Below are 19,197 nucleotides of genomic sequence, written 5' to 3'. Positions count from 1 at the left end.
CCAGTCCGCAGAGGGCTATCATTTCTTTTGTGAACAAAACCTAAGTCAATCTTATCACAGTTATTAATCCCGTTATTCATAGCACAAAATAATGCATTTAGATAATCCGCGTTTCTGTTCTAATAAAAATGCCAGGCAATTCCGAAACCCGGCTTACTGCCTCTATCTTGGTTCCCATTACCACATCCGCATACACCTGTGTTGAATGAATATCGGAATGTCCGAGCAGCTTGCCAACCGTATATAGATCGCCCTCGGCTGCCAGCGCAAGCACGGCAAAGGCGTCGTTGCCCGTTTGCCGTGCGCCGACATGCAGCAACCGATCCGCCGGCGTAATTACCGGTCGGCGATCGGTTTGTATTTCGGAACCAACGCCTTCATCACGCACCACGCCACGACATAGGCTACGGCGCAAAAGATAAATGCGATCGCATATCCGGCCGGTTTGCCCTCGAATCCCATGAACGCGAGGTTCGCATCGCCGCTGTAAGTGAACAGCATCCCGGCTCCTTTCTGAATAAATACCGAGCCGAGGCCGCCCGCCATACCGCCGATACCGGTAATCGTGGCGATCGCGCTACGCGGAAACATATCGCCGACCGTCGAAAAAATGTTTGCCGACCAAGCCTGGTGCGCCGAGGCCCCGACCGAAATCAGCAGGATCGGCACCCAATAGCTAAGGTATCCCAGCGGCTGCGCCAACAGTACCACGAGCGGAAAAAACGCGATAATCAGCATCGCCCGCATACGTCCGGCATAAGGGTTCATACCCCGGTTGATGAAATAGGTCGGAAATTTTCCGCCGAACACCGAACCGAACACCGTGATCGTGTAGAGCACCGCGATCGGCCATGCGATCTGCGTGCCGACCATGCCGTACTGCGCCTTCAGGTAGGCGGGCGTCCAGAACAGAAAGAACCACCACACGCCGTCGGTCATGAACTTGCCGAACGCGAACGCCCAGGTCTGACGGTATTTCATGCATTCGACGAACGACATTTTGCGCGCCGGAGCTTCGGCCGCGACCAGACCGGCGGCGGCGTCCGCCTCGATATCCTGATTGATATAGGCGCGCTCGGCGGCGTTCATTTTCGTATTTTCTTCCGGCCTCTTGTAAACGAACTGCCAGATCCCGAGCCAGACGAACCCGACCAGGCCGACGACGATGAACGCCGTCTCCCACCCCCACAGTTCGGCCATTACCGGCACGGTCAGCGGGGCCACGATGGCTCCGACGTTCGCCCCGGAATTAAAGATCCCGGTCGCGAAAGCCCGGTCCTTTTTCGGGAAATATTCGGCCGTCGCCTTGATCGCCGCCGGGAAGTTGCCCGCTTCGCCGAGCGCCAGTACGCAGCGGCAGACGACGAAGGCCGTCACGCTGACCATCGAGATCTGCGCGACGAGATCGGCCCCCTGCGCCAGGCGCAACGCCTCGGCGTTTTCGAGACCTACCCACCGCTCGGTCACGACGCCGCACACGGCGTGCAGCGCCGCGCCCAGCGACCAAACGGCAATCGACCACGCATACCCTTTTTTCGTTCCTACCCGGTCTACGAAACGGCCGGCGAACAGCATCGATACGGCGTAGAATAACGAAAACACAGCCGTTATGGAACCGTAGTCGTTATCCGTCCAGTGAAACTCCTCCTCAAGGATCGGCTGCAGCAACGACAGCACCTGGCGGTCGAGGTAGTTGACCGTCGTCGCAAAAAACAGCATCGAGCAGATCACCCACCGGTAATTGGTCATTTTTTCGTTCAGTTTGCTCATCGTAGGTTGAAGTTTGGTTAGTTAGTTTCGGTTATTTCCGGTATTTGGCGACGATCGACAGCGCCTCGCGGCATTTGCCGGCGATCGAATCCCAATCCCCGGCGGCGATCGCCTCGGCTGGGAATAGTTTCGAGCCCATGCCGACGCAAGTGATCCCCGCACGGAACCAACCGGACAGATTTTCTTCGGTCGGCTCGACTGCGCCGGTAGCCATCAACATGCTCCACGGCATCGGGGCCTTGATGTTTTTGACGAACGACGGACCGCCGACGCACCCCGCCGGGAAAATTTTACACAGGTCGCAGCCGGCCTCCTGCGCCGCGCTGATCTCGGTGACCGAACCGCAACCCGGCGTGTAGGGAACGAGCCGCCGGTTGCAGACCTTCGCGACGTCCGGGTTGTACATCGGGCCAACGATGAAATTCGCGCCGAGCTGGATGTACAGCACCGCCGTCGGGCCGTCGACAACCGAACCCGCGCCCAGCACCATGCCGGAACATTCGGCGGCTGCGAATTTCGACAGTTCGGCGAACACCTCGTGGGCGAATTCGCCGCGGTTCGTAAATTCGAACGCGCGGATCCCGCCGTCGTAGCACGCTTTCAGCACGTCTTTGGCCGTTTGCGGACATTGGTGGTAAAATACCGGGACGATGCCGGTCGAAACGATCGCCGACAATGTCTCTATTTTTGAAAATCTTGCCATTTTTCCGTGTTTTTAAGGTTGAACGATGCGCGAGTCAGCGGACGACGCGGCCCGATCCGTCTCCTTTCATCAGGTTTTCCACTTCCGCAACCGTTACCAGGTTGAAATCTCCGTAAATCGTATGTTTCAGCGCCGAAGCCGCCACCGCGAAGTTCAGCGCGCGGCGGTCGTCGCCGTAGGCCAGCAGCCCGTAGATCAGGCCGCCCATGAACGAATCGCCTCCGCCGACCCGGTCGACGATGTCGGTGATATCGTAGGTCGGAGCCTGCAACAGTTCCCGGCCGTTCCATAATACGCCGCTCCAGGTGTTATGATCGGCGTTCACCGCGCCGCGCAACGTAATGACCACGCGTTTGGCCCGCGGAAAACGCGCCGTGAGCTGGCGGCAGACCGATTCGAAACGCGCGCCGTCGACGCGCCCGCCGGTCGATGCGGCATCGAAGCCTTCAGGTTTGATGCCGAACACTTTTTCGGCATCTTCCTCGTTGCCGAGAATCAGGTCGCACCCTTCGACCAGCGCCGGCATCACTTCGGCCGCCGTCTTGCCGTATTTCCACAGGTTTTTGCGGTAGTTCAGGTCGGTCGACACCGGAATGCCGAGCCGGTTGGCCGTGCGGATCGCTTCGAGGCAGGCGTCGGCAGCCCCCTGGCTAATTGCCGGCGTAATGCCCGTCCAATGGAACCACGATGCGTCCTGCAACGCTTTTTCCCAATCGACCATGCCCGGAGCGATCTCCGAAACGGACGAATGCGCGCGGTCGTAAACCACTTTGCTCGGCCGCGCTACGGCCCCGGTTTCGAGGAAATAAATCCCCAGCCGGTCGCCGCCGTACACGACATGCGACGTGCCTACGCCGTATTTGCGCAACTCGCGCAGGCAGCCATCCGCAATATCGTTTTTCGGCACGCGCGTTACGAATTCGACCGGCAGGCCGTAATTGGCCAGCGAAACGGCTACGTTCGCCTCGCCGCCGCCGAACGTGGCGGTGAACGAACCGGCCTGTCCGAAGCGCAGGCGATCCGGAGTCGCCAGACGCAGCATCACCTCCCCGAAAGTTACAACTTTTGACATATTTTTAGCGTTTTTAACAATTCCGAACTATGAGAGTCGCATCGCGGGCATCGGTTTCGAGGTAGCCCGCCCGTAAAACGTTTTCCTATTGTCGCTTATCATCGTTTTCGAAAAAACCGAAATAACGCTCGGCGTTGCCGTAGCAGATATCCTCGACCAACTGCCCGATAAACGCCGTCTCGCTGCGCGGCAATCGCCCGCTCTCGATGTCGGCGCCGATCACGTCGCACAGGATACGGCGGAAATATTCGTGACGCGGGTACGACAGAAAACTGCGCGAATCGGTCAGCATCCCGACGAAACGCCCCAGCAACCCGAAGGCCGACAGCGTATCGATCTGGTGGCGCATACCCCGCTCCTGGTCGAGGAACCACCACGCCGAACCCAACTGCATCTTACCCGGCACCGATCCGTCGTTGAACGAATAGGCCATCGCGGCCAGCACTTCGAAATCTTTCGGATTCAGGTTATACAGAATGGTTTTGGCCAGCGCGCCGCGCGACTCGAGCCGGTCGAAGAAACGGTGTCCCGCTTCGGCGCAGGGCTTATCGCCGATGGCGTCGTAGCCGGTATCGGGGCCGAGCCTGCGGAACATCCGGGTGTTCGGATTGCGGATCGGCCCGATGTGGAACTGCTGCGTCCACCCCTTTTCGCTGTCCATCACGGCCAGTTCGAACAACAGACCGCCCTGCAACTGCGCGACTTCTTGCGGATGGAGCGTGCTGCCGCCGCGCACTTTATCGAAAATGCGACGCAAGTCGTTTTCGGTATAATCGTCCGTCGGGAAGGTATCCATCCCGTGATCGGAAAGGCGGCATCCCGCCGCTGCGAAGCAGTCGTGCCGCCTACGCAACGCGTCCAACAACTGAGCATACGAGCCGATCGAAACGTCCGACGCCTCTTCGAGCCGTGCGAGGTATCCGTTGTAGTCCGCCGCATCGGCTACGGCCAACGCCCGGTCGGGACGCCACGTAGGCAACACCCGGACGGCAAAATCGCCGGCAGCCAACTCGCGGTGGTATTCCAGCGAATCGACCGGATCGTCGGTCGTACAGACCGCCCGAACGTTGCACCGCCGCATCAACGCCTGCGCCGTAAACGCGTCGGTCGCCAGCGCGGCGTTGCAGGCGTCGTAAATTTCACGCGCCGTAGCGGGCGACAGCACCCGGTCGATCCCGAACAGCCGGACCAGTTCGAGGTGCGTCCAGTGGTACAACGGATTCCGCATCGTATACGGAACCGTTTCGGCCCACTTCCCGAACTTCTCGTAATCGCTTCGGGAGCCGGTTATATACTCTTCCGAAACGCCGTTGGCCCGCATCGCGCGCCATTTATAATGGTCGCCGCCGAGCCATGCCTCGGTAATACCGCTGAAACGGTGGTTGCGGGCGATCATTTTCGGATCGAGATGACAGTGATAGTCGATGATCGGCATCTTCGCAGCATACCTGTGATAGAGTTCGACGGCCGCATCGGTCGTCAGCATGAAATTTTCTCCTATGAACGGGCCCATGTGATTTTCAGATTTTATCGGTCGTTCCCCAGGGAACCTTCCGATATACCGAAGCCAAAAGTAATCAATTTTCCGGAGTTTCGTGCACGTGCACGAAATAAAATTCAGCACTCTGGAAAATATTCGCTATTTTTACCGGGAGTTTTGCTACCGGTACGGACATCCGACGACCGGCCGCAAACCACGGCGAACAGACAAAACACGACAAGGCATGAGCAAACCGGATAAAAAAGTTACGATAAAAGACGTCGCCCAGCTCGCGGGAGTTTCGAAAGGCACCGTAGACCGGGTGATCCACAACCGCGGCGAAGTGTCGGCCGAAAGTTTCCGGAAAGTACAGGAAGTGGTGCGGAAAATCGACTACAAACCGAACGCGTACGCTTCGCTGCTCGCCTCCCGGCGTCATTACCGGATCACCTGCCTGATGCCCGACTTCGAAGGAGGAGACTTCTGGGAGATCGCGCACCGGGGCGTCCTGCGAGCTTATGAAGAGTGCCGCGATTTCAATATCGGAGTGCAGGTAGTACGTTACGACCAGTTTCGAGTCGAATCGTTCCGGCAGGCTTGCAGCGACACGCTGGCCGACCTGCCGGACGCCGTGCTGATCGTCCCGATGTTCCGCGAAGCCGCGACGGAGTTCGTTACGGAGTTGGCCGGGAAAAAAGTGCCGTTCGTTTTCATCGAATCGAAACTGCCCGGCACGCCCTATCTGGCCTATTACGGGATGCCGGTCTTCGAAAGCGGCTACCTGGGAGCGAGCCTGCTGTTGCGGAATTCGGCCCCGGCGGAGGTCGCCTGTTTTCGGTTCCACCGCAGCGGAGACGCGCTCAGCAACACGGCATCGATCCGCCAGGACGGTTTCCTGCATTTCATAAAACAGGAAAAGCGGGCATGCCGGCTATGGGTCGACTACTTGTATCCGTCCGACTGTGCGCAAAATACCGAAATCCTCGACCGTTTTTTCGAAGCGCATCCCGACATCCGGCACATCATCATCTTCAACTCGCGCGCCTACATCGTAGCCGAATACCTGCAGGCGCACGGCATGGGCGATCGCATCCTGCTCGGTTTCGACCCGCTGGAGCGGAATGTGAAGTGCATGAAATCGGGCTACCTCGACTATATCATCGCCCAAAAATGCGAAACCCAGGCCTACCGGGGCGTCAGAGCGCTGTGCAACCTGTTCGTTTTCAAAACCACGCCGGCCAGTGCCGACAACTACATGTCGATGGACATCCTGACCGCCGAAAACGTGAACTACTACATCGACCTGCCCAACGAATAACGCACGGCATCCGGCTCCGCTTCTATCCGCAGGAGCGGGCCGATTCCGCGACGGCCGTTGGCAGCAAGAACGGCTTCCCGACCGACGATCCGCTCCGGAACACCCGTTCGGTAAGCGTCTCTTTGCCATATACTTTTCGCCTCTGCCGCAAATGAAGAAATCGTCTCCTCCGGGGTATAAAAATATCGGCAGCTTCGTTCGGAAGCTGCCGATATTCATAAAAGGTTAGTTAGCTTTGATCAATTAGGTAGTGTAAATGTAAGAACTATTTTTCAATTCCCCAAATTTTTAATATACTTTTTCGTCGCCAACAGAAATAAAGTATGCGGCAAAACCGGAAAACCCGGTCGCCGCATACCCGATAAAAAACCGAACGAAGGAGGTACTCTATTCCAAAACTTCGCTTTTTTTTATAATTTCTTTTATAACTTCTTACTAAAAATAGATTCTTGAATCAATATATAAATACCTGCCATTCAATACGACTTATAAATCTTCACAACCATTCATACGCTCCGTTCGCCCGGTGTCCATACGATATTCAGATCAAAGCTGAGGAACAGCCGGAGTGCCGTGTGGAACGAAACCTTTGGTTTCCGACGCGACCCCGGAATCGCTCTGTGCATGGCGATGGCGGTAGTTCGCAGGCGTGAAACCGTATTCTTTTTTGAATAGTTTGATAAAGTGGGACGTATTCGGAAAGTTACATTCGTTTCCTATTTCGGAGATCGACTTGTTGGTCGATATCAGCAGCAGCCGCGAATGCATCAGGCGCTGGCGGATGAACCATTTGTGAGGCGGTTCGTAAAAATGCTTCCGGAACTCTTTCTTGAACGAAGTGAGGCTGCGGTTGCACTTTTCGGCCAGCTCTTCGACTGAAATATCGGAGAAGATATAATCCTGGATCGTCTGCTCGAAACTCTCTTTCATCAGGTCCATATTGCTCAGGATCTTGCTCTTCAGGCAACATTCCTTTTGCGTGAGGATCAGATAGACCAGTTCGGTGATTTTGATCATTTCCGCCGTCGTATCCTGACTGAACAAGTCGTCCTTAAGGTACTGGCTGACCGTTCCGAAGAAATTCTTGATGGCGCTCGTCGCAGGGTAGCTTACATGCGTCTGTTGCTCGCAATCGGGACAGCTGTGATCGTTGGTTATGTGCAGTTGATAAACCACGCTCAGGTTATTCAACACTTTGGAAAGTTGAGCGGAAGTATAATAAAACACGATCTGCTCGAAATTCTTACCGGCCTCCGGAATGTCTTCCGTGTAATGACTGCCGGTTCCCATATAGAATAATGTTCCCTGAGGTATTTCGTGGCACAAATCGCCGTAGTAAATGCATTTCTTCCCGCGCACTACGTAACCGATGCTGTGACGGGCATAATTGTTTGCCTGAATTCCACTGCGGTTGGGTTGCACATACCTTACAATCATAGGCTGCTGTGCCGGAATCGGAGAAGATAAACGTGCCATAATTCAATAATTTTAAAAGTTAACGATTCGATAAATATTTTGATTTGCCTATATATAATCAGCACTACATCTATTTCACATTGCAAATATACAAGATAAAATCTAAAATGCAATGGATTATTCTAATTTTTCCAATATTTTTTCATATTTTTTCTCATGGGCCTATGTACAAACCCCTTTGAAGCGTATCATACATAACGGCTCCGGCCGCATTCGATACAATCTTTCCTTCAAATGTCCGGCGCTGCCACAAACTCTTCCGCAAAAAGTCTGTTAAATTTACTATTTTTACAACAAAGATGGGCTTTAAGATGAAAGACAGAGAGACAAAAGAGATACTCGACTACGACAGAACGCACCTGTGGCATCCGTACACGTCGATGAAACAGCCGTTGAGCGTTTTCCACGCCGTCCGGGCCGACGGGGTGCACATCGAACTTTCGGACGGACGGCGGATCGTGGACGGCATGTCGTCCTGGTGGTCGGTGATCCACGGATACAATAATCCGAAACTGAACGAAGCCGTCGAGGCGCAGCTTCAGCACATGGCTCACGTCATGTTCGGCGGACTGACGCACACTCCCGCCGTCGAACTGGCCCGCAAGCTGGTAAGCCTGACCCCCGACGGGCTGGAGAAAATTTTCTACTGCGACAGCGGGTCGGTGGCCGTCGAGGTCGCCGTGAAAATGGCGATGCAGTACATGTATGCGCAGGGCACGCCGCGCAAAAATACGCTGGCGACGATCCGCAGCGGCTATCACGGCGACACGTGGCACGCCATGTCGGTATGCGATCCGGTCACCGGAATGCATTCGGTCTTTACCGGACGGCTGCCGGTACAATTTTTCGCGCCGCAACCGGCTGTCCGGTTCGGAGAGGAGTGGGACGACCGCGATTTCGCGCCGATGGCCGAAATCATCGAACAGCATCACGAAGAGTTGGCCGCCGTGATCGTCGAACCGATCGTGCAGGGAGCCGGCGGCATGTGGTTCTACCACCCCGAATACCTGCGCCGGTTGCGGGAAATGTGCACGCGGTACGACATCCTGCTGATCGCCGACGAGATCGCCACCGGCTTCGGCCGCACCGGACGGATGTTCGCATCGGAATGGGCCGGTATCGCGCCCGACATCCTGTGCGTGGGCAAAGCGCTGACCGGAGGTTACATGAGTTTTGCCGCCGTGCTGACGACCGAACGGGTCGCCGACGTCATCTCTTCGGGCAATCCGCCGGAATTCATGCACGGGCCGACGTTTATGGGCAATCCGCTCGCCTGCGCCGTAGCGAACGCATCGCTGGACATCCTGATAAACAACTCCCCGTTGCAACGGATCGCCGAAATCGAAAATCTGCTCCGCGCGCAACTGGCCCCGGCTGCCGGCATGAAACAGGTGACCGACGTGCGCGTCCTCGGCGCGATCGGAGTGCTCGAACTCCGCAAACCGGTCGATATGGCGACGATGCAGCGCCGGTTCGTCGAAGAGGGCGTCTGGATCCGGCCGTTCGGCAGGTTGGCATACGTCATGCCGCCATATATAATAAAGGACCACGATCTGGAGAAACTGACCCGCGCGCTGATCGAAGTGGTCGGCGAAACCGATTAGCCGATTGCACGATCCGGATTCATTTCGTATCTTTGGCCGGATAAAAGACCAGACGCCATGAGCACTTCGCTGTACGATCAAGTGATTTTCGGCCCTGTACACAGTCGCAGGCTCGGCTTGTCGCTGGGGGTCAACCTGTTGCCGCTCGACAACAAACTGTGCAGTTTCGACTGCATTTACTGCGAATGCGGATGGGCCGGCCGCGGTGCGAAACCTCGTTTCAACGACCGGGCGACCGTACGCGAACTACTGCGGGCCAAACTGCTCGAAATGACCGGAGCGGGAACTCCGCCCGACGTCATCACCTTCGCAGGCAACGGCGAACCCACGATGCATCCCGAGTTCGGCGCCATCATCGACGATACGATCGCCGCGCGCGACGAACTCTGCCCGAAAGCCAAAATATCGGTGCTCAGCAACGCTACGATGATCGGGCGGGAAGAGGTGCGCGAAGCCCTGCTGAAGGTGGACAACAACATCCTGAAACTCGATTCGGCATTCGACGCCACGGTGCGGCAGATCGATCTTCCGCGCGGGGACTATTCGGTAGCCCGCACGGTCGAGAACATGAAACGCTTCGACGGACGGCTGATTATCCAGACGATGTTCCTGCGCGGCGAGTACGGCGGGCGGACGGTGGACAACACCACCGAAGAAGAAGTATCGGCCTGGCTGGCACGAATCGCCGAAATCGCTCCGCGTCAGGTAATGGTCTACACGATCGACCGGGATACCCCGGCCGAGAACCTTCGCAAAGTATCCGTTCCCGAACTCCGGGCGATCGCCGCGCGCGTCGAAGCGCTCGGTATCCCATGCTCGGTCGCCGGCTGATTTTCCCACGAAACCCAAACCAACGCCATGTCCCGATTTACCGAAAACATCAGTCGTTTTTTTCTGAACCGCCGCAATATCTTCATCCTCGGCTTTGTACTGACTTTCGTACTGACGCTGCTGGAAGTGTCGCACGGCAAACAATACAACTTTTTTACGTTCCAGAACGGCACGTTCGATTTCTGGAAAGGGGAAGACCCCTACGGCGTCGAAAAGTACGACTTCCTGTACGGCCCGCTGTTCGCAATCCTGTTCGCGCCGTTCGCCTACCTCGGCATGACGGTCGGCCCGTTCGTATGGAACCTGTTCAACTTCTCGATGTTCTTCTGCGCCATTTTCACGCTGCCCCGGCTTACGGAGAATCAGAAATGCCAGACTTACCTCTACACGGCGATGATCCTCGCGACGACGCAGATGTCGATGCAGTTCAACCCGGTAGTAACCTACCTGTTCCTGTTCGCCTTCACGCTGCTGGAGCGCGGGAAACCTTTCTGGGCGATCACGCTGATCCTGATCTCCGGGTTCTGCAAGATATACGGCATTTTCGAACTGGCGCTGTTGCTGTGCTACCCGAAGTTCTGGCGTAACATCCTGTTCACGATCGCGCTGGCGGCGGTTTTCGTCTTCCTGCCGTTGGTCAGCATCGAGCCGTCGGGCCTGATGCCGTTCTACGCCCGCTGGGCCGAGGTGCTGTCGCTGCATGTCGATCAGTTCCAGTTTTACGCGCTGTTCAACCTCTACCCGATCCACGACCTGCTGACCCCGGTCATGACCTACGTACAGATGGGATCGATCGCCCTGCTGGCCGTCCTGTTCGTAGTGAATCGCAAACAGTTCGACTGGTTCGACTTCCGGGCCGGCTCGCTCGGCATCCTGATGGGCTGGGTGATCCTGTTCAGCCTCTCGACCGAAAAACACACTTATGTCATCGCCTTGGCAGGCTATCTGCTCTGGTATTGGGTACAGGCCCGCAAAACCCGGCTCGACAGGACGCTCTTCTGGGCGAACTTCGTCCTGTTGGTCGCCGTACCGGTCGATCTGGTCTGCCCGACGCCGGTCATGCGGTTCCTGTGCGACACGCTGCAACTGAACATCTACTGCTTCACGTTCACCTGGCTGCGGATGATCTACCTGACGTTCCTGAAACCGATGGCCTGTCCGAAAACGATCGAGGCGGAAGTTTAACTCTTTTCGAATTTACACCTTAAATATTATAGTATGATAACCGCGGAACAAATTAAAGAGCTTATAAGACGACAGGATTCGTTGAGGAGGCATCTTTGACGTCGATAACCGACGCATCGAATTAGAAGAAGAGGAGAGCCGCACGCAGGCTCCCGATTTCTGGGACGATCCCGAAAAAGCCGAGAAACAACTGAAAAAGGTCGCCGGGATCAAATACTGGATCACGGCCTACGACGAAATCGCGTCGGCCGCGGACGATCTGTCGCTGATGCCCGATTTCGTCCGGGAAGGGCTTACATCCGCCGAAGAGCTGGACGCCCATTACCGGGCGACGCTCGAAAAGATCGAAGCGCTCGAAATGCGCAACATGCTCGGCGGCGAGGAGGATCACCTGGGCGCGATCATGGAAATCAACTCCGGGGCCGGAGGCACCGAGAGCCTCGATTGGGCGGCCATGCTGCTGCGCATGTACACCCGCTGGGGCGAAGCGAACGGATACCAGGTAAAAATCGTCGACCTGCAGGAAGGCGATGAAGTGGGGGTCAAATCGGCGACGCTGGAATTTGTCGGCGAGTTCGCCTACGGCTACCTAAAAAGCGAAAACGGAGTCCACCGGCTGGTACGCCTGTCGCCGTTCAACGCCAACAACAAGCGGCAGACGACTTTCGCGTCGGTGTTCGTTTCGCCGGCGGTAGACGACACGATCGAAATCGTCGTCAACCCGGCCGACATCGAATGGGACACCTACCGCAGCGGCGGCAAGGGCGGCCAGAACGTCAACAAGGTCGAAACGGGCGTACGCCTGCGTCACCTGCCGTCGGGCATCGTGGTCGAGAACACCGAAACCCGCTCGCAGATCATGAACAAAGAGAACGCGCTGCGCATCCTGAAGTCCAAACTCTACCAGCGCGAGCTGGAAAAACGGATGGAATTGCAGAACGAACTGGAAGGACAGAAGAAAAAGATCGAATGGGGTTCGCAGATCCGCAGCTATACGCTCCATCCCTACAAGCTGGTAAAAGACCACCGCACCGGACAGGAAACCTCCGACACGCAAGCCGTGCTGGACGGCGACCTGAACGAGTTTATCAAAGCGTTCCTGATGAGCAACGGAGTTTCCTGACCGATACGCGTACGAACGCAACCGACGAACTTTCCGGAATTTCCCCGTACGGGGAAATTCCGGAAAGTTTTTTCACGACACGGTTTTTCGTATCTTCCCGGCACGCCTCTGCGAACCGAGCCGGCCGCACATTGCGTATTTATCCGGCAACCGATTGCATTTTCGAATTTTATCGTTAAATTAGCGAACGGCGTTCTATAAAAACGCCACTTACCGTCCGGCGACCCCCGGACATCCGAATCCACCTAAAACTTTACCGTTTATGAAAAAACAGCTACTCCTTTTCGCCACATGCGTCGCGCTGCTGTCAGGCTGCAAAGACAACGACGAAAACGGCCGGCCCGACTCGCCGGCCACCCAACCGGCGATTACCGCCTTCGTATTCGAAGCCGCCCGGAATCCGCAAACGCTGATCATGGACATCAAATGCGCGATCGACGGGAACGAAATTTCGGGGCTGATCCCCTACGCGACCGACCTCGACAAGCTCGTTCCGTCCTTCAAAGGCCGGTTCGCTCAGATCTCGGTAAACCATACGGTTCAGCAATCGGGCGTTTCGGAAAACGATTTCACGAAAGAGGTCGTCTATACGGTCATGGACAGCATCGGACAAACGGTCGACTATAAAGTCAACATATCCTGTTTCGAAGGGGCGGAGTCCGGCCCGGCGATCACGTCGTTCGTTTTCGAAGCGGCCAAAAACCCGCTGTACCTACTGTCGGACGTCGAATGCACGATCGACGGAACATCGATTTCGGGCCTGATACCCTACGTGACGGACATCGACAAACTCGTTCCGACCTTCTTGGGCCGTTTCGACCAGATCTCCGTCGGCAAGGTTTCGCAGCAGTCGGGCGTCACGGCGAACGACTTCACGAAAGAGGTCGTCTATACGGTTACGGACAGCAAGGGAACGTCCGCCGAATACAAAGTCAACCTGTTCAATTTCACCGGTCTGCCGGTCGTTACGGTCGAAACCGACCAGCGTGCGGCAATCACGTCGAAAGAGAACTACGTCAACGGAACGCTGACGATTAGCAAAACCGCCGATTTCAAAGCCGGATACGAAGGCGCCATGCGTATCCGGGGCCGGGGCAACGCCACGTTCGGGTATCCGAAAAAGCCGTACAAGATCAAGCTGGACGAAAAATCCGAGATTCTGGGTATGCCGTCCGACAAAGAGTGGGTATTGCTGGCCAACTACTGCGACAAATCGCTGCTGCGCACCAGCATCGCATTCAAATTGAGCGAGCTGATGTCGATGCCGTGGACGCCCCGCACCGAATTCGTGGAACTGTTCCTGAACGGGCGTTACGAGGGCAACTACCTGCTCGGCGAACACGTGAAAGTTTCCAAAAACCGGCTGAACGCCGATGACGACGGCTACCTGATCGAACGGGACGGCTATTACCAGCAGGAACCGCTGTACTTTATGACCGACCGCGGCAACCCGTTCACGTTCAAGCATCCCGATACGGACGACATCACGCAGCAACAGGTCGCCTACATCAAAGATTACGTCAATAAATTCGAATATGTGCTCTATTCGCAGAATTTCATGGACCCGGAAGAGGGATACCGCAAATACATCGACGTAGACAGTTGGGTGAACTGGTACTTGGTACAGGAAACCCTGTGCAACAAAGATACGAACTACTACTTCTTCAAAAAGAACGCGCAGCCGGACACCAAACTCGGCATGTCGCCGGTTTGGGACTTCGAGTGGTCGCTCGGCATCGGCTGGAACTACACCGAACCGGCCCGCCACGACGTCCTGGTACAACGTTCGCTCTATTTCGACCGGCTGATGCAGGATCCCTACTTCGCAGGACTGGTCAAAGAGCGCTGGAAAACGCTTAAAAGCGAATACCTGCCGCAGCTCTACGCCTACATCAACGAGACGGCTCAGAAGATCTCCGTATCGCAGCGGGCCAACTTCACGAAGTGGAACATCCTCAACACGCCGGTCAGCGTCGAAGTCATCACGCTGGGAACCTGGGAAAACGAAGTGCAGTACGCCAAGGACTTCCTAACCCGCCGCGTGCAGTGGCTGGACTCGGCGATTCCGACCTGGTAAGTATTTTCCGGCCAATTACGCAAAAGGCACCAGAGTGTCCGTAAGCGGCATTTCGCATTCTTACCAATATTCGCAAGGTTCGGGAAACGTCTATCTCGTGGCAACCAAGATGGCGAATTCGGGAGGACATGCAGCCCCGGCGGTCAAAGCCGACATTAATTGGGTTTACATAAAAGATACCCAAAATACAAACGACGGAACTCCTATCATGGTTCACAGAAAAGAGGTCACCGACGTTTTCGAAGCCAACAGCGTACGAGCGTACGGTAGGGTACGATCCGAAAGTCGAAATTAAAACACTGCTTTTATGAAACGCCTAACGATACTCGCCCTATTTCTGTTCCCGTCGGTAGTTTGTGCACAGCAGCGAACGGCAGCGATATCCCCGGAATCTTTTGAGAAAAGAGCCGAATTCAGTGCCGCTGCATTCGATATCGTCTGGGCCCGGCCCAGGCATATGATCGATTTGGATACGCTGGCGGGACAGTGGATCCGAAGAGGACACCGCTCGGGAACTGCATATGCTCCCGTACTCGAATCCGAGAACGGGGAGTTCATTTTGATGTACCTGAGCTTTTTAATTTACAGAACCGAGGGCGAGATCGAGATAGACCAAACCATGAGAAAGTTAGAAAAGTCGCCGCCAACGAACGAGCTGCTCACGAACGACAACTATCCCCGCCTCTTGATAACCGGCGAATTGAAAGCGGCCTACGGCTATACGGAAGGCTTTTTCAACCCGGTGGAAGGGAAAGTGTTCACCCGGGAAGATTTCGAAACCTACGTAACGATCGTTTCGGGCGGCAAAGCCCGGAGGTGGTTCAATGCCGACTCGGTGTTCCTGTACACCCTGCCGGTGGACGATCCGTTCAAAAAGGGCTACACGCATTGCACGGGTATGATCGTCTCTAAAAAAGGCAGGGCCAGCATAGGACTGAAGCTCTGGTTCACCAACGCAGGAAAGAAAAAAGAGCAACAATATCTCCGTTCGCTCCGCTGGAAGATACGGTACCGCAACGACGACTGGAAATACGACCGGGAAGTATTCGAACGTGCAGTCAGGAACCGCGAAGGAGACCGAAAATAGACGGCCTATCCGCCTTAAGGAATAAAACGGCGGCAGGTCTGCCTCCCCCGGCCGATTTCAACATAGACGGAAGCGCTTACATGTCGGCATATAAGCGCTTCCGTCTACGACTGTTACGATTTACAACGCAAAAAGCGGGAAAATTCCTGAACGGAATCATAAAAAACATCCGCACGATCGACCGGATCATGCGGAGTCTCTGTTTATCGATAAATCATACTGCGGAGAGATAGGGAACGTATTCGCCCCAAATCACTCCTGTATATCAACCTGTTATAAAATCAGATTATCCAAATTCCACCGAATAGCCCACAACTTATTTGCTGTGTTTTACCCTGAATTGCATTCGACTATAACAAAGATAGACTATTTTTCCATAAAAAATACTCAACAAGAAATTTTGTAATTTTTACAGTGAGATGTATTTCCATCTCTTATAAAATATCTCTCCTGCTATCCTCCGATCTTGCACTATATCAGTCGCTTTATATTTCTGGTTTTTGCTCATTACTATTAATGTACTTTGACCTTGCAAAATCAGTCTTTGTTTTTATATTTAAATACGTTTCCGAGCAAAATAAACTACAAGGTAGATGTATGACGATTTTGATAAATATGACAAACTGATACGTTGTGATTAACTTTCGAATTCAACCAAAATGGTCAATATGTCATCCGTAGGCTTTCGATTTGTAATGTCTTTATTACCACTGATTCTCCATACATCAATATTTCTCAGTTCGCTTGCTACTAACAAACTAATTAATGTAAAAGGTTTAGGTCCGCATGGAGCAATAACCACTCTAAAATTATTCAATAAATCTTTACATAGATCGTAGAGAATTTTCTTTGTGAATAATAAATCATCCATAGGGTATGAAAATTTGTGACTGTTGTCGACATGTGATAAAAGCTCGTGGTTTCGTTCTGTAACATCTTTATAAAAATCGGGGGCACTTTCAGCATCTGTCATGAACATATACACTTCTTCAGCGTCGAAATACTCTTTGAGACTAAATGCTCTTCTCTTTTCGTATCCTAATCCTAATATGAGAGCTGTTTCTTTATTTGGTATAGTAATATTACTAAATCCATATATAGGCTCACAAAAATGATTTAAATCTTCTGTCATGGGAGGAGGTGTGAATTGTGCTCTAGTATAGCTAAAAAATACTCGAATATCTTTTGATGTATTCAAATTGTTAAAGTAATCAATAATTGAACTATACCATACCCTAGTCATAGAAGAATAATCGACTAAAATGTTTATGACATGGTTTTGATTTTCTTTCAAAAAATCATCAATAATGTTAGTAATTACCTTACCTTGACTACCATCGGAGAATAGATATTCGAATTTATTTTGATGATAAAATTTGTCATTATTTTCCCTCGTTTTATTTTGTTTATTTTTAGAAAAAACAATGACAACTTTTCTCTTGGCATTTATATTTTTTAATGCAATAAAGGTTGCTCGTTCTTCATAACCTGATGCTGTAATAAATAGATCATAAATATTATTTATGGCACTTATATACAAAGTTACACCAAACATTCGATAACAAAAAACGGGAGCAATTTGCTCCCGTTTTCATTTCAACCATTATCTGTTTACAATACAGCATTTGTCATTTTAGTAACGATTTTTGTTAAACGGGACATCTGCGCCGTTGTTAGTTCGGATTCGGCTTTTTCTAACTTGGTTTGCAATTTTTCAGCACTTTCCAACACACCAACATAATCGCTCATAGCCGATATATCTCCGTTTTGTGCTTTCTTGTAAAGACTGGTAAATGTCATTTATACATATAGTAATATATTGAAAATAAGAATTTTATACAGGCACTCCTCGGAATAAAGAAACAAAGCAGCAACAAAATCAATAATTTAAGCGATTCTCCGTTTTTTGCTTTGCATCTGATTTCATTCTTTTCACTTGGTCGTACTGAAAGGCTTTTCAAACTATTTTCCCGATAACCGGTCGTTTTTCTGAGAATATATTGTTGGAGCGCGCGTTGATGAATTGTTGCAGCCAAAAGAGAAAATGAGCCAAAGATTATCTTCAGGTTACACGCTCTTTAGAACTTTTATTCCCCGCAAAGGTAGACTTTCCTATCAAGTCATAGGCATATGAAAAGGTAAATATGCCTACCTAAATTTAGTTTACTTTGATTTAGCATATATATAGGCTAATGTACTAAACTAAACTGAATTTTCCCCTCTTTTTTGCCCTTTCTTCCTCACAATCGCTCAGCCAAAAAAGAACCCGGAACTACATCGTATTTTCTCTTTTGGCTGCAATGCAACTTTTGGACTGAATCATACTTCTGAAACCTATACAAATGGTTAGAAAACTCTTGGGCAACTAAGTTCGACACCAGAAAAATAATTACGATTACAATGTCTATTCGACTAAATTTCGGCAGATTCAGCCGGATTCATTGCAAGTTGTTCGACGTAAAACTCTTAATTGGGCAACTTGTTTCTGTGAGTCGGGCAACTCACAAAGTTGAGTTGGAGGGCAAGGATATTCGCTTCGGCTTACTGTTTCCTAAATTCGGTAGGCGTCATACCCGTGTGCCGGCGGAAGTAACGGCCCAGATAAGAGGTTGAATCGAAATGAAACCTGTCGGCAATCTCCGTTACCGTCATATCGGTCGTGGTGAGCAGGTGTTTGATTTCCGCCACAATCTGCCAGTCTATGAGTTGCTTGGGCGTAGTCCCCGCGATTCGGGCCGTTATTTTCGAAAGGTAGTAGGGGGTGATGCAGAGCTTGTCGGCATAGAATTTCACCTCGTGCCGCGCATAGCAGTTCTCCGTCACCAGTTTGCAGAAGCCGTTGAAAAGTCGGCGCGAGGAAGGAATGGATTTGAGGTTCTCGGCCGGAGCATCGAAAACCAGCTTGACCTCTATCGCAAGAAACAGATTCTGCAGATGGTTTCGGAACATCATGCGGGCGGATTTTGCGGCGGAGCATTGCGTGTAATAGTCGGTAAGGGTGTTCCATGTTTCCCACAATGTCCGCTCTTCCCCGGTGGTCGGCAATATAGGTTCGTCGTAGATGCGCTCGAAGAATGCCGACGACAACGGCAGGATTACTTCATCGGTGAGTTCGGGCGACAACTCGATCATGCGCACACGGAAATCACCGCACGCCTTGTGGACAACGAACAGCGTATCGGGGAAAATGACTGCGATGTTTCCGCTTCGGAACACCCGCCGTTCGAGGTTGACTGAAACGACTGCTTTGCCTTGCAGGCAAAAGAGCAGCATACACCCCTTTGTCCGCAATGCTGAGCCGCACGACGTATGCAGATCGGATGTCGCAACGCGGCATTCCGTTTCCCGATTCTGTACCATAGTTTCTGTTTTTGACCGCAAAAATACGAGATATAGGTGAAAAAATAAGTTTAGTTTTCAAAAGTACTCTTTTCGTTTGGATTTGTATGCCGCTTGGACATCGGAGATTCC

General features: G+C 52.9%; 15 protein-coding genes. 7 read left to right on the top strand and 8 right to left on the bottom strand.

What is annotated here, in order from left to right; translation table 11 throughout:
• Positions 1-336: 336 nt before the first annotated feature.
• From C1A08_RS06660 to uxaC, 4 genes are all read right to left on the bottom strand, one after another.
• The gene (locus C1A08_RS06660) at positions 337-1,770 is read right to left on the bottom strand and encodes an MFS transporter (protein ID WP_216645975.1); all 1,434 of its coding nucleotides are present in this window, start codon (positions 1,768-1,770) and stop codon (positions 337-339) included.
• A 31-nt stretch (positions 1,771-1,801) separates the two neighbouring features.
• Positions 1,802-2,473 (bottom strand): bifunctional 4-hydroxy-2-oxoglutarate aldolase/2-dehydro-3-deoxy-phosphogluconate aldolase, encoded by a 672-nt coding sequence (locus C1A08_RS06655; RefSeq protein WP_101572264.1) that lies wholly within the window; start codon positions 2,471-2,473, stop codon positions 1,802-1,804.
• A 34-nt stretch (positions 2,474-2,507) separates the two neighbouring features.
• A complete protein-coding gene (locus C1A08_RS06650) occupies positions 2,508-3,545 on the bottom strand; it encodes a sugar kinase (RefSeq protein WP_101572262.1) in 1,038 nt (345 codons plus the stop codon).
• Positions 3,546-3,630: 85 nt separating this feature from the next.
• Positions 3,631-5,058 carry a glucuronate isomerase gene (uxaC, locus tag C1A08_RS06645; protein ID WP_101572260.1) on the bottom strand — a complete coding sequence of 476 codons (1,428 nt, stop codon included), beginning with the start codon at positions 5,056-5,058 and terminating at the stop codon, positions 3,631-3,633.
• A gap of 211 nt (positions 5,059-5,269) precedes the next feature.
• Between uxaC and C1A08_RS06640 the strand changes: the two genes are divergently transcribed.
• Positions 5,270-6,343 carry a substrate-binding domain-containing protein gene (locus C1A08_RS06640; RefSeq protein ID WP_055205172.1) on the top strand — a complete coding sequence of 358 codons (1,074 nt, stop codon included), beginning with the start codon at positions 5,270-5,272 and terminating at the stop codon, positions 6,341-6,343.
• A gap of 546 nt (positions 6,344-6,889) precedes the next feature.
• On the opposite strand, the gene C1A08_RS06635 is transcribed toward C1A08_RS06640, so the two are convergent.
• On the bottom strand, positions 6,890-7,819 hold the full coding sequence (locus C1A08_RS06635; protein ID WP_228385810.1) for a helix-turn-helix transcriptional regulator: 930 nt from the start codon (positions 7,817-7,819) through the stop codon (positions 6,890-6,892).
• Between the two features lie 311 nt (positions 7,820-8,130).
• Between C1A08_RS06635 and bioA the strand changes: the two genes are divergently transcribed.
• From bioA to C1A08_RS06605, 6 genes are all read left to right on the top strand, one after another.
• Positions 8,131-9,423 carry an adenosylmethionine--8-amino-7-oxononanoate transaminase gene (gene bioA / locus C1A08_RS06630; protein ID WP_055205830.1) on the top strand — a complete coding sequence of 431 codons (1,293 nt, stop codon included), beginning with the start codon at positions 8,131-8,133 and terminating at the stop codon, positions 9,421-9,423.
• A 57-nt stretch (positions 9,424-9,480) separates the two neighbouring features.
• Entirely contained in the window at positions 9,481-10,254 is a 774-nt protein-coding gene (locus tag C1A08_RS06625) for a radical SAM protein (protein ID WP_101572254.1), read from the top strand.
• A gap of 27 nt (positions 10,255-10,281) precedes the next feature.
• On the top strand, positions 10,282-11,439 hold the full coding sequence (locus C1A08_RS06620; RefSeq protein WP_101572253.1) for a glycosyltransferase family 87 protein: 1,158 nt from the start codon (positions 10,282-10,284) through the stop codon (positions 11,437-11,439).
• Between the two features lie 33 nt (positions 11,440-11,472).
• Positions 11,473-12,562 (top strand): peptide chain release factor 2 gene (gene prfB / locus C1A08_RS06615; protein ID WP_373419256.1). Its coding sequence is split into 2 segments (ribosomal slippage): positions 11,473-11,526 and positions 11,528-12,562, totalling 1,089 coding nucleotides; the frame shifts between segments, so codons are not numbered across the junction.
• Positions 12,563-12,824: 262 nt separating this feature from the next.
• Positions 12,825-14,639, top strand: coding sequence for a CotH kinase family protein (locus tag C1A08_RS06610; RefSeq protein WP_101572248.1), 1,815 nt, complete (start codon positions 12,825-12,827; stop codon positions 14,637-14,639).
• A gap of 307 nt (positions 14,640-14,946) precedes the next feature.
• A complete protein-coding gene (locus C1A08_RS06605; RefSeq protein ID WP_145996531.1) occupies positions 14,947-15,726 on the top strand; it encodes a hypothetical protein in 780 nt (259 codons plus the stop codon).
• A 637-nt stretch (positions 15,727-16,363) separates the two neighbouring features.
• Here the strand turns inward: C1A08_RS06605 and C1A08_RS06600 are convergent.
• From C1A08_RS06600 to C1A08_RS06595, 3 genes are all read right to left on the bottom strand, one after another.
• Entirely contained in the window at positions 16,364-17,281 is a 918-nt protein-coding gene (locus C1A08_RS06600) for a hypothetical protein (protein ID WP_101572244.1), read from the bottom strand.
• Between the two features lie 56 nt (positions 17,282-17,337).
• Positions 17,338-17,526 carry a hypothetical protein gene (locus tag C1A08_RS13225; RefSeq protein WP_180951535.1) on the bottom strand — a complete coding sequence of 63 codons (189 nt, stop codon included), beginning with the start codon at positions 17,524-17,526 and terminating at the stop codon, positions 17,338-17,340.
• Between the two features lie 741 nt (positions 17,527-18,267).
• Positions 18,268-19,086: a helix-turn-helix domain-containing protein gene (locus C1A08_RS06595; RefSeq protein ID WP_101572242.1), complete on the bottom strand. Its 819-nt coding sequence runs from the start codon at positions 19,084-19,086 to the stop codon at positions 18,268-18,270.
• Between the last annotated feature and the right edge of the window lie 111 nt (positions 19,087-19,197).

The organism is Alistipes sp. cv1 (assembly GCF_900240235.1).
Taxonomy (GTDB): domain Bacteria; phylum Bacteroidota; class Bacteroidia; order Bacteroidales; family Rikenellaceae; genus Alistipes_A; species Alistipes_A hominis.
Note: the sequence above shows the minus strand (reverse complement) of the source record. Positions and strands in the feature narration are given on the sequence as shown.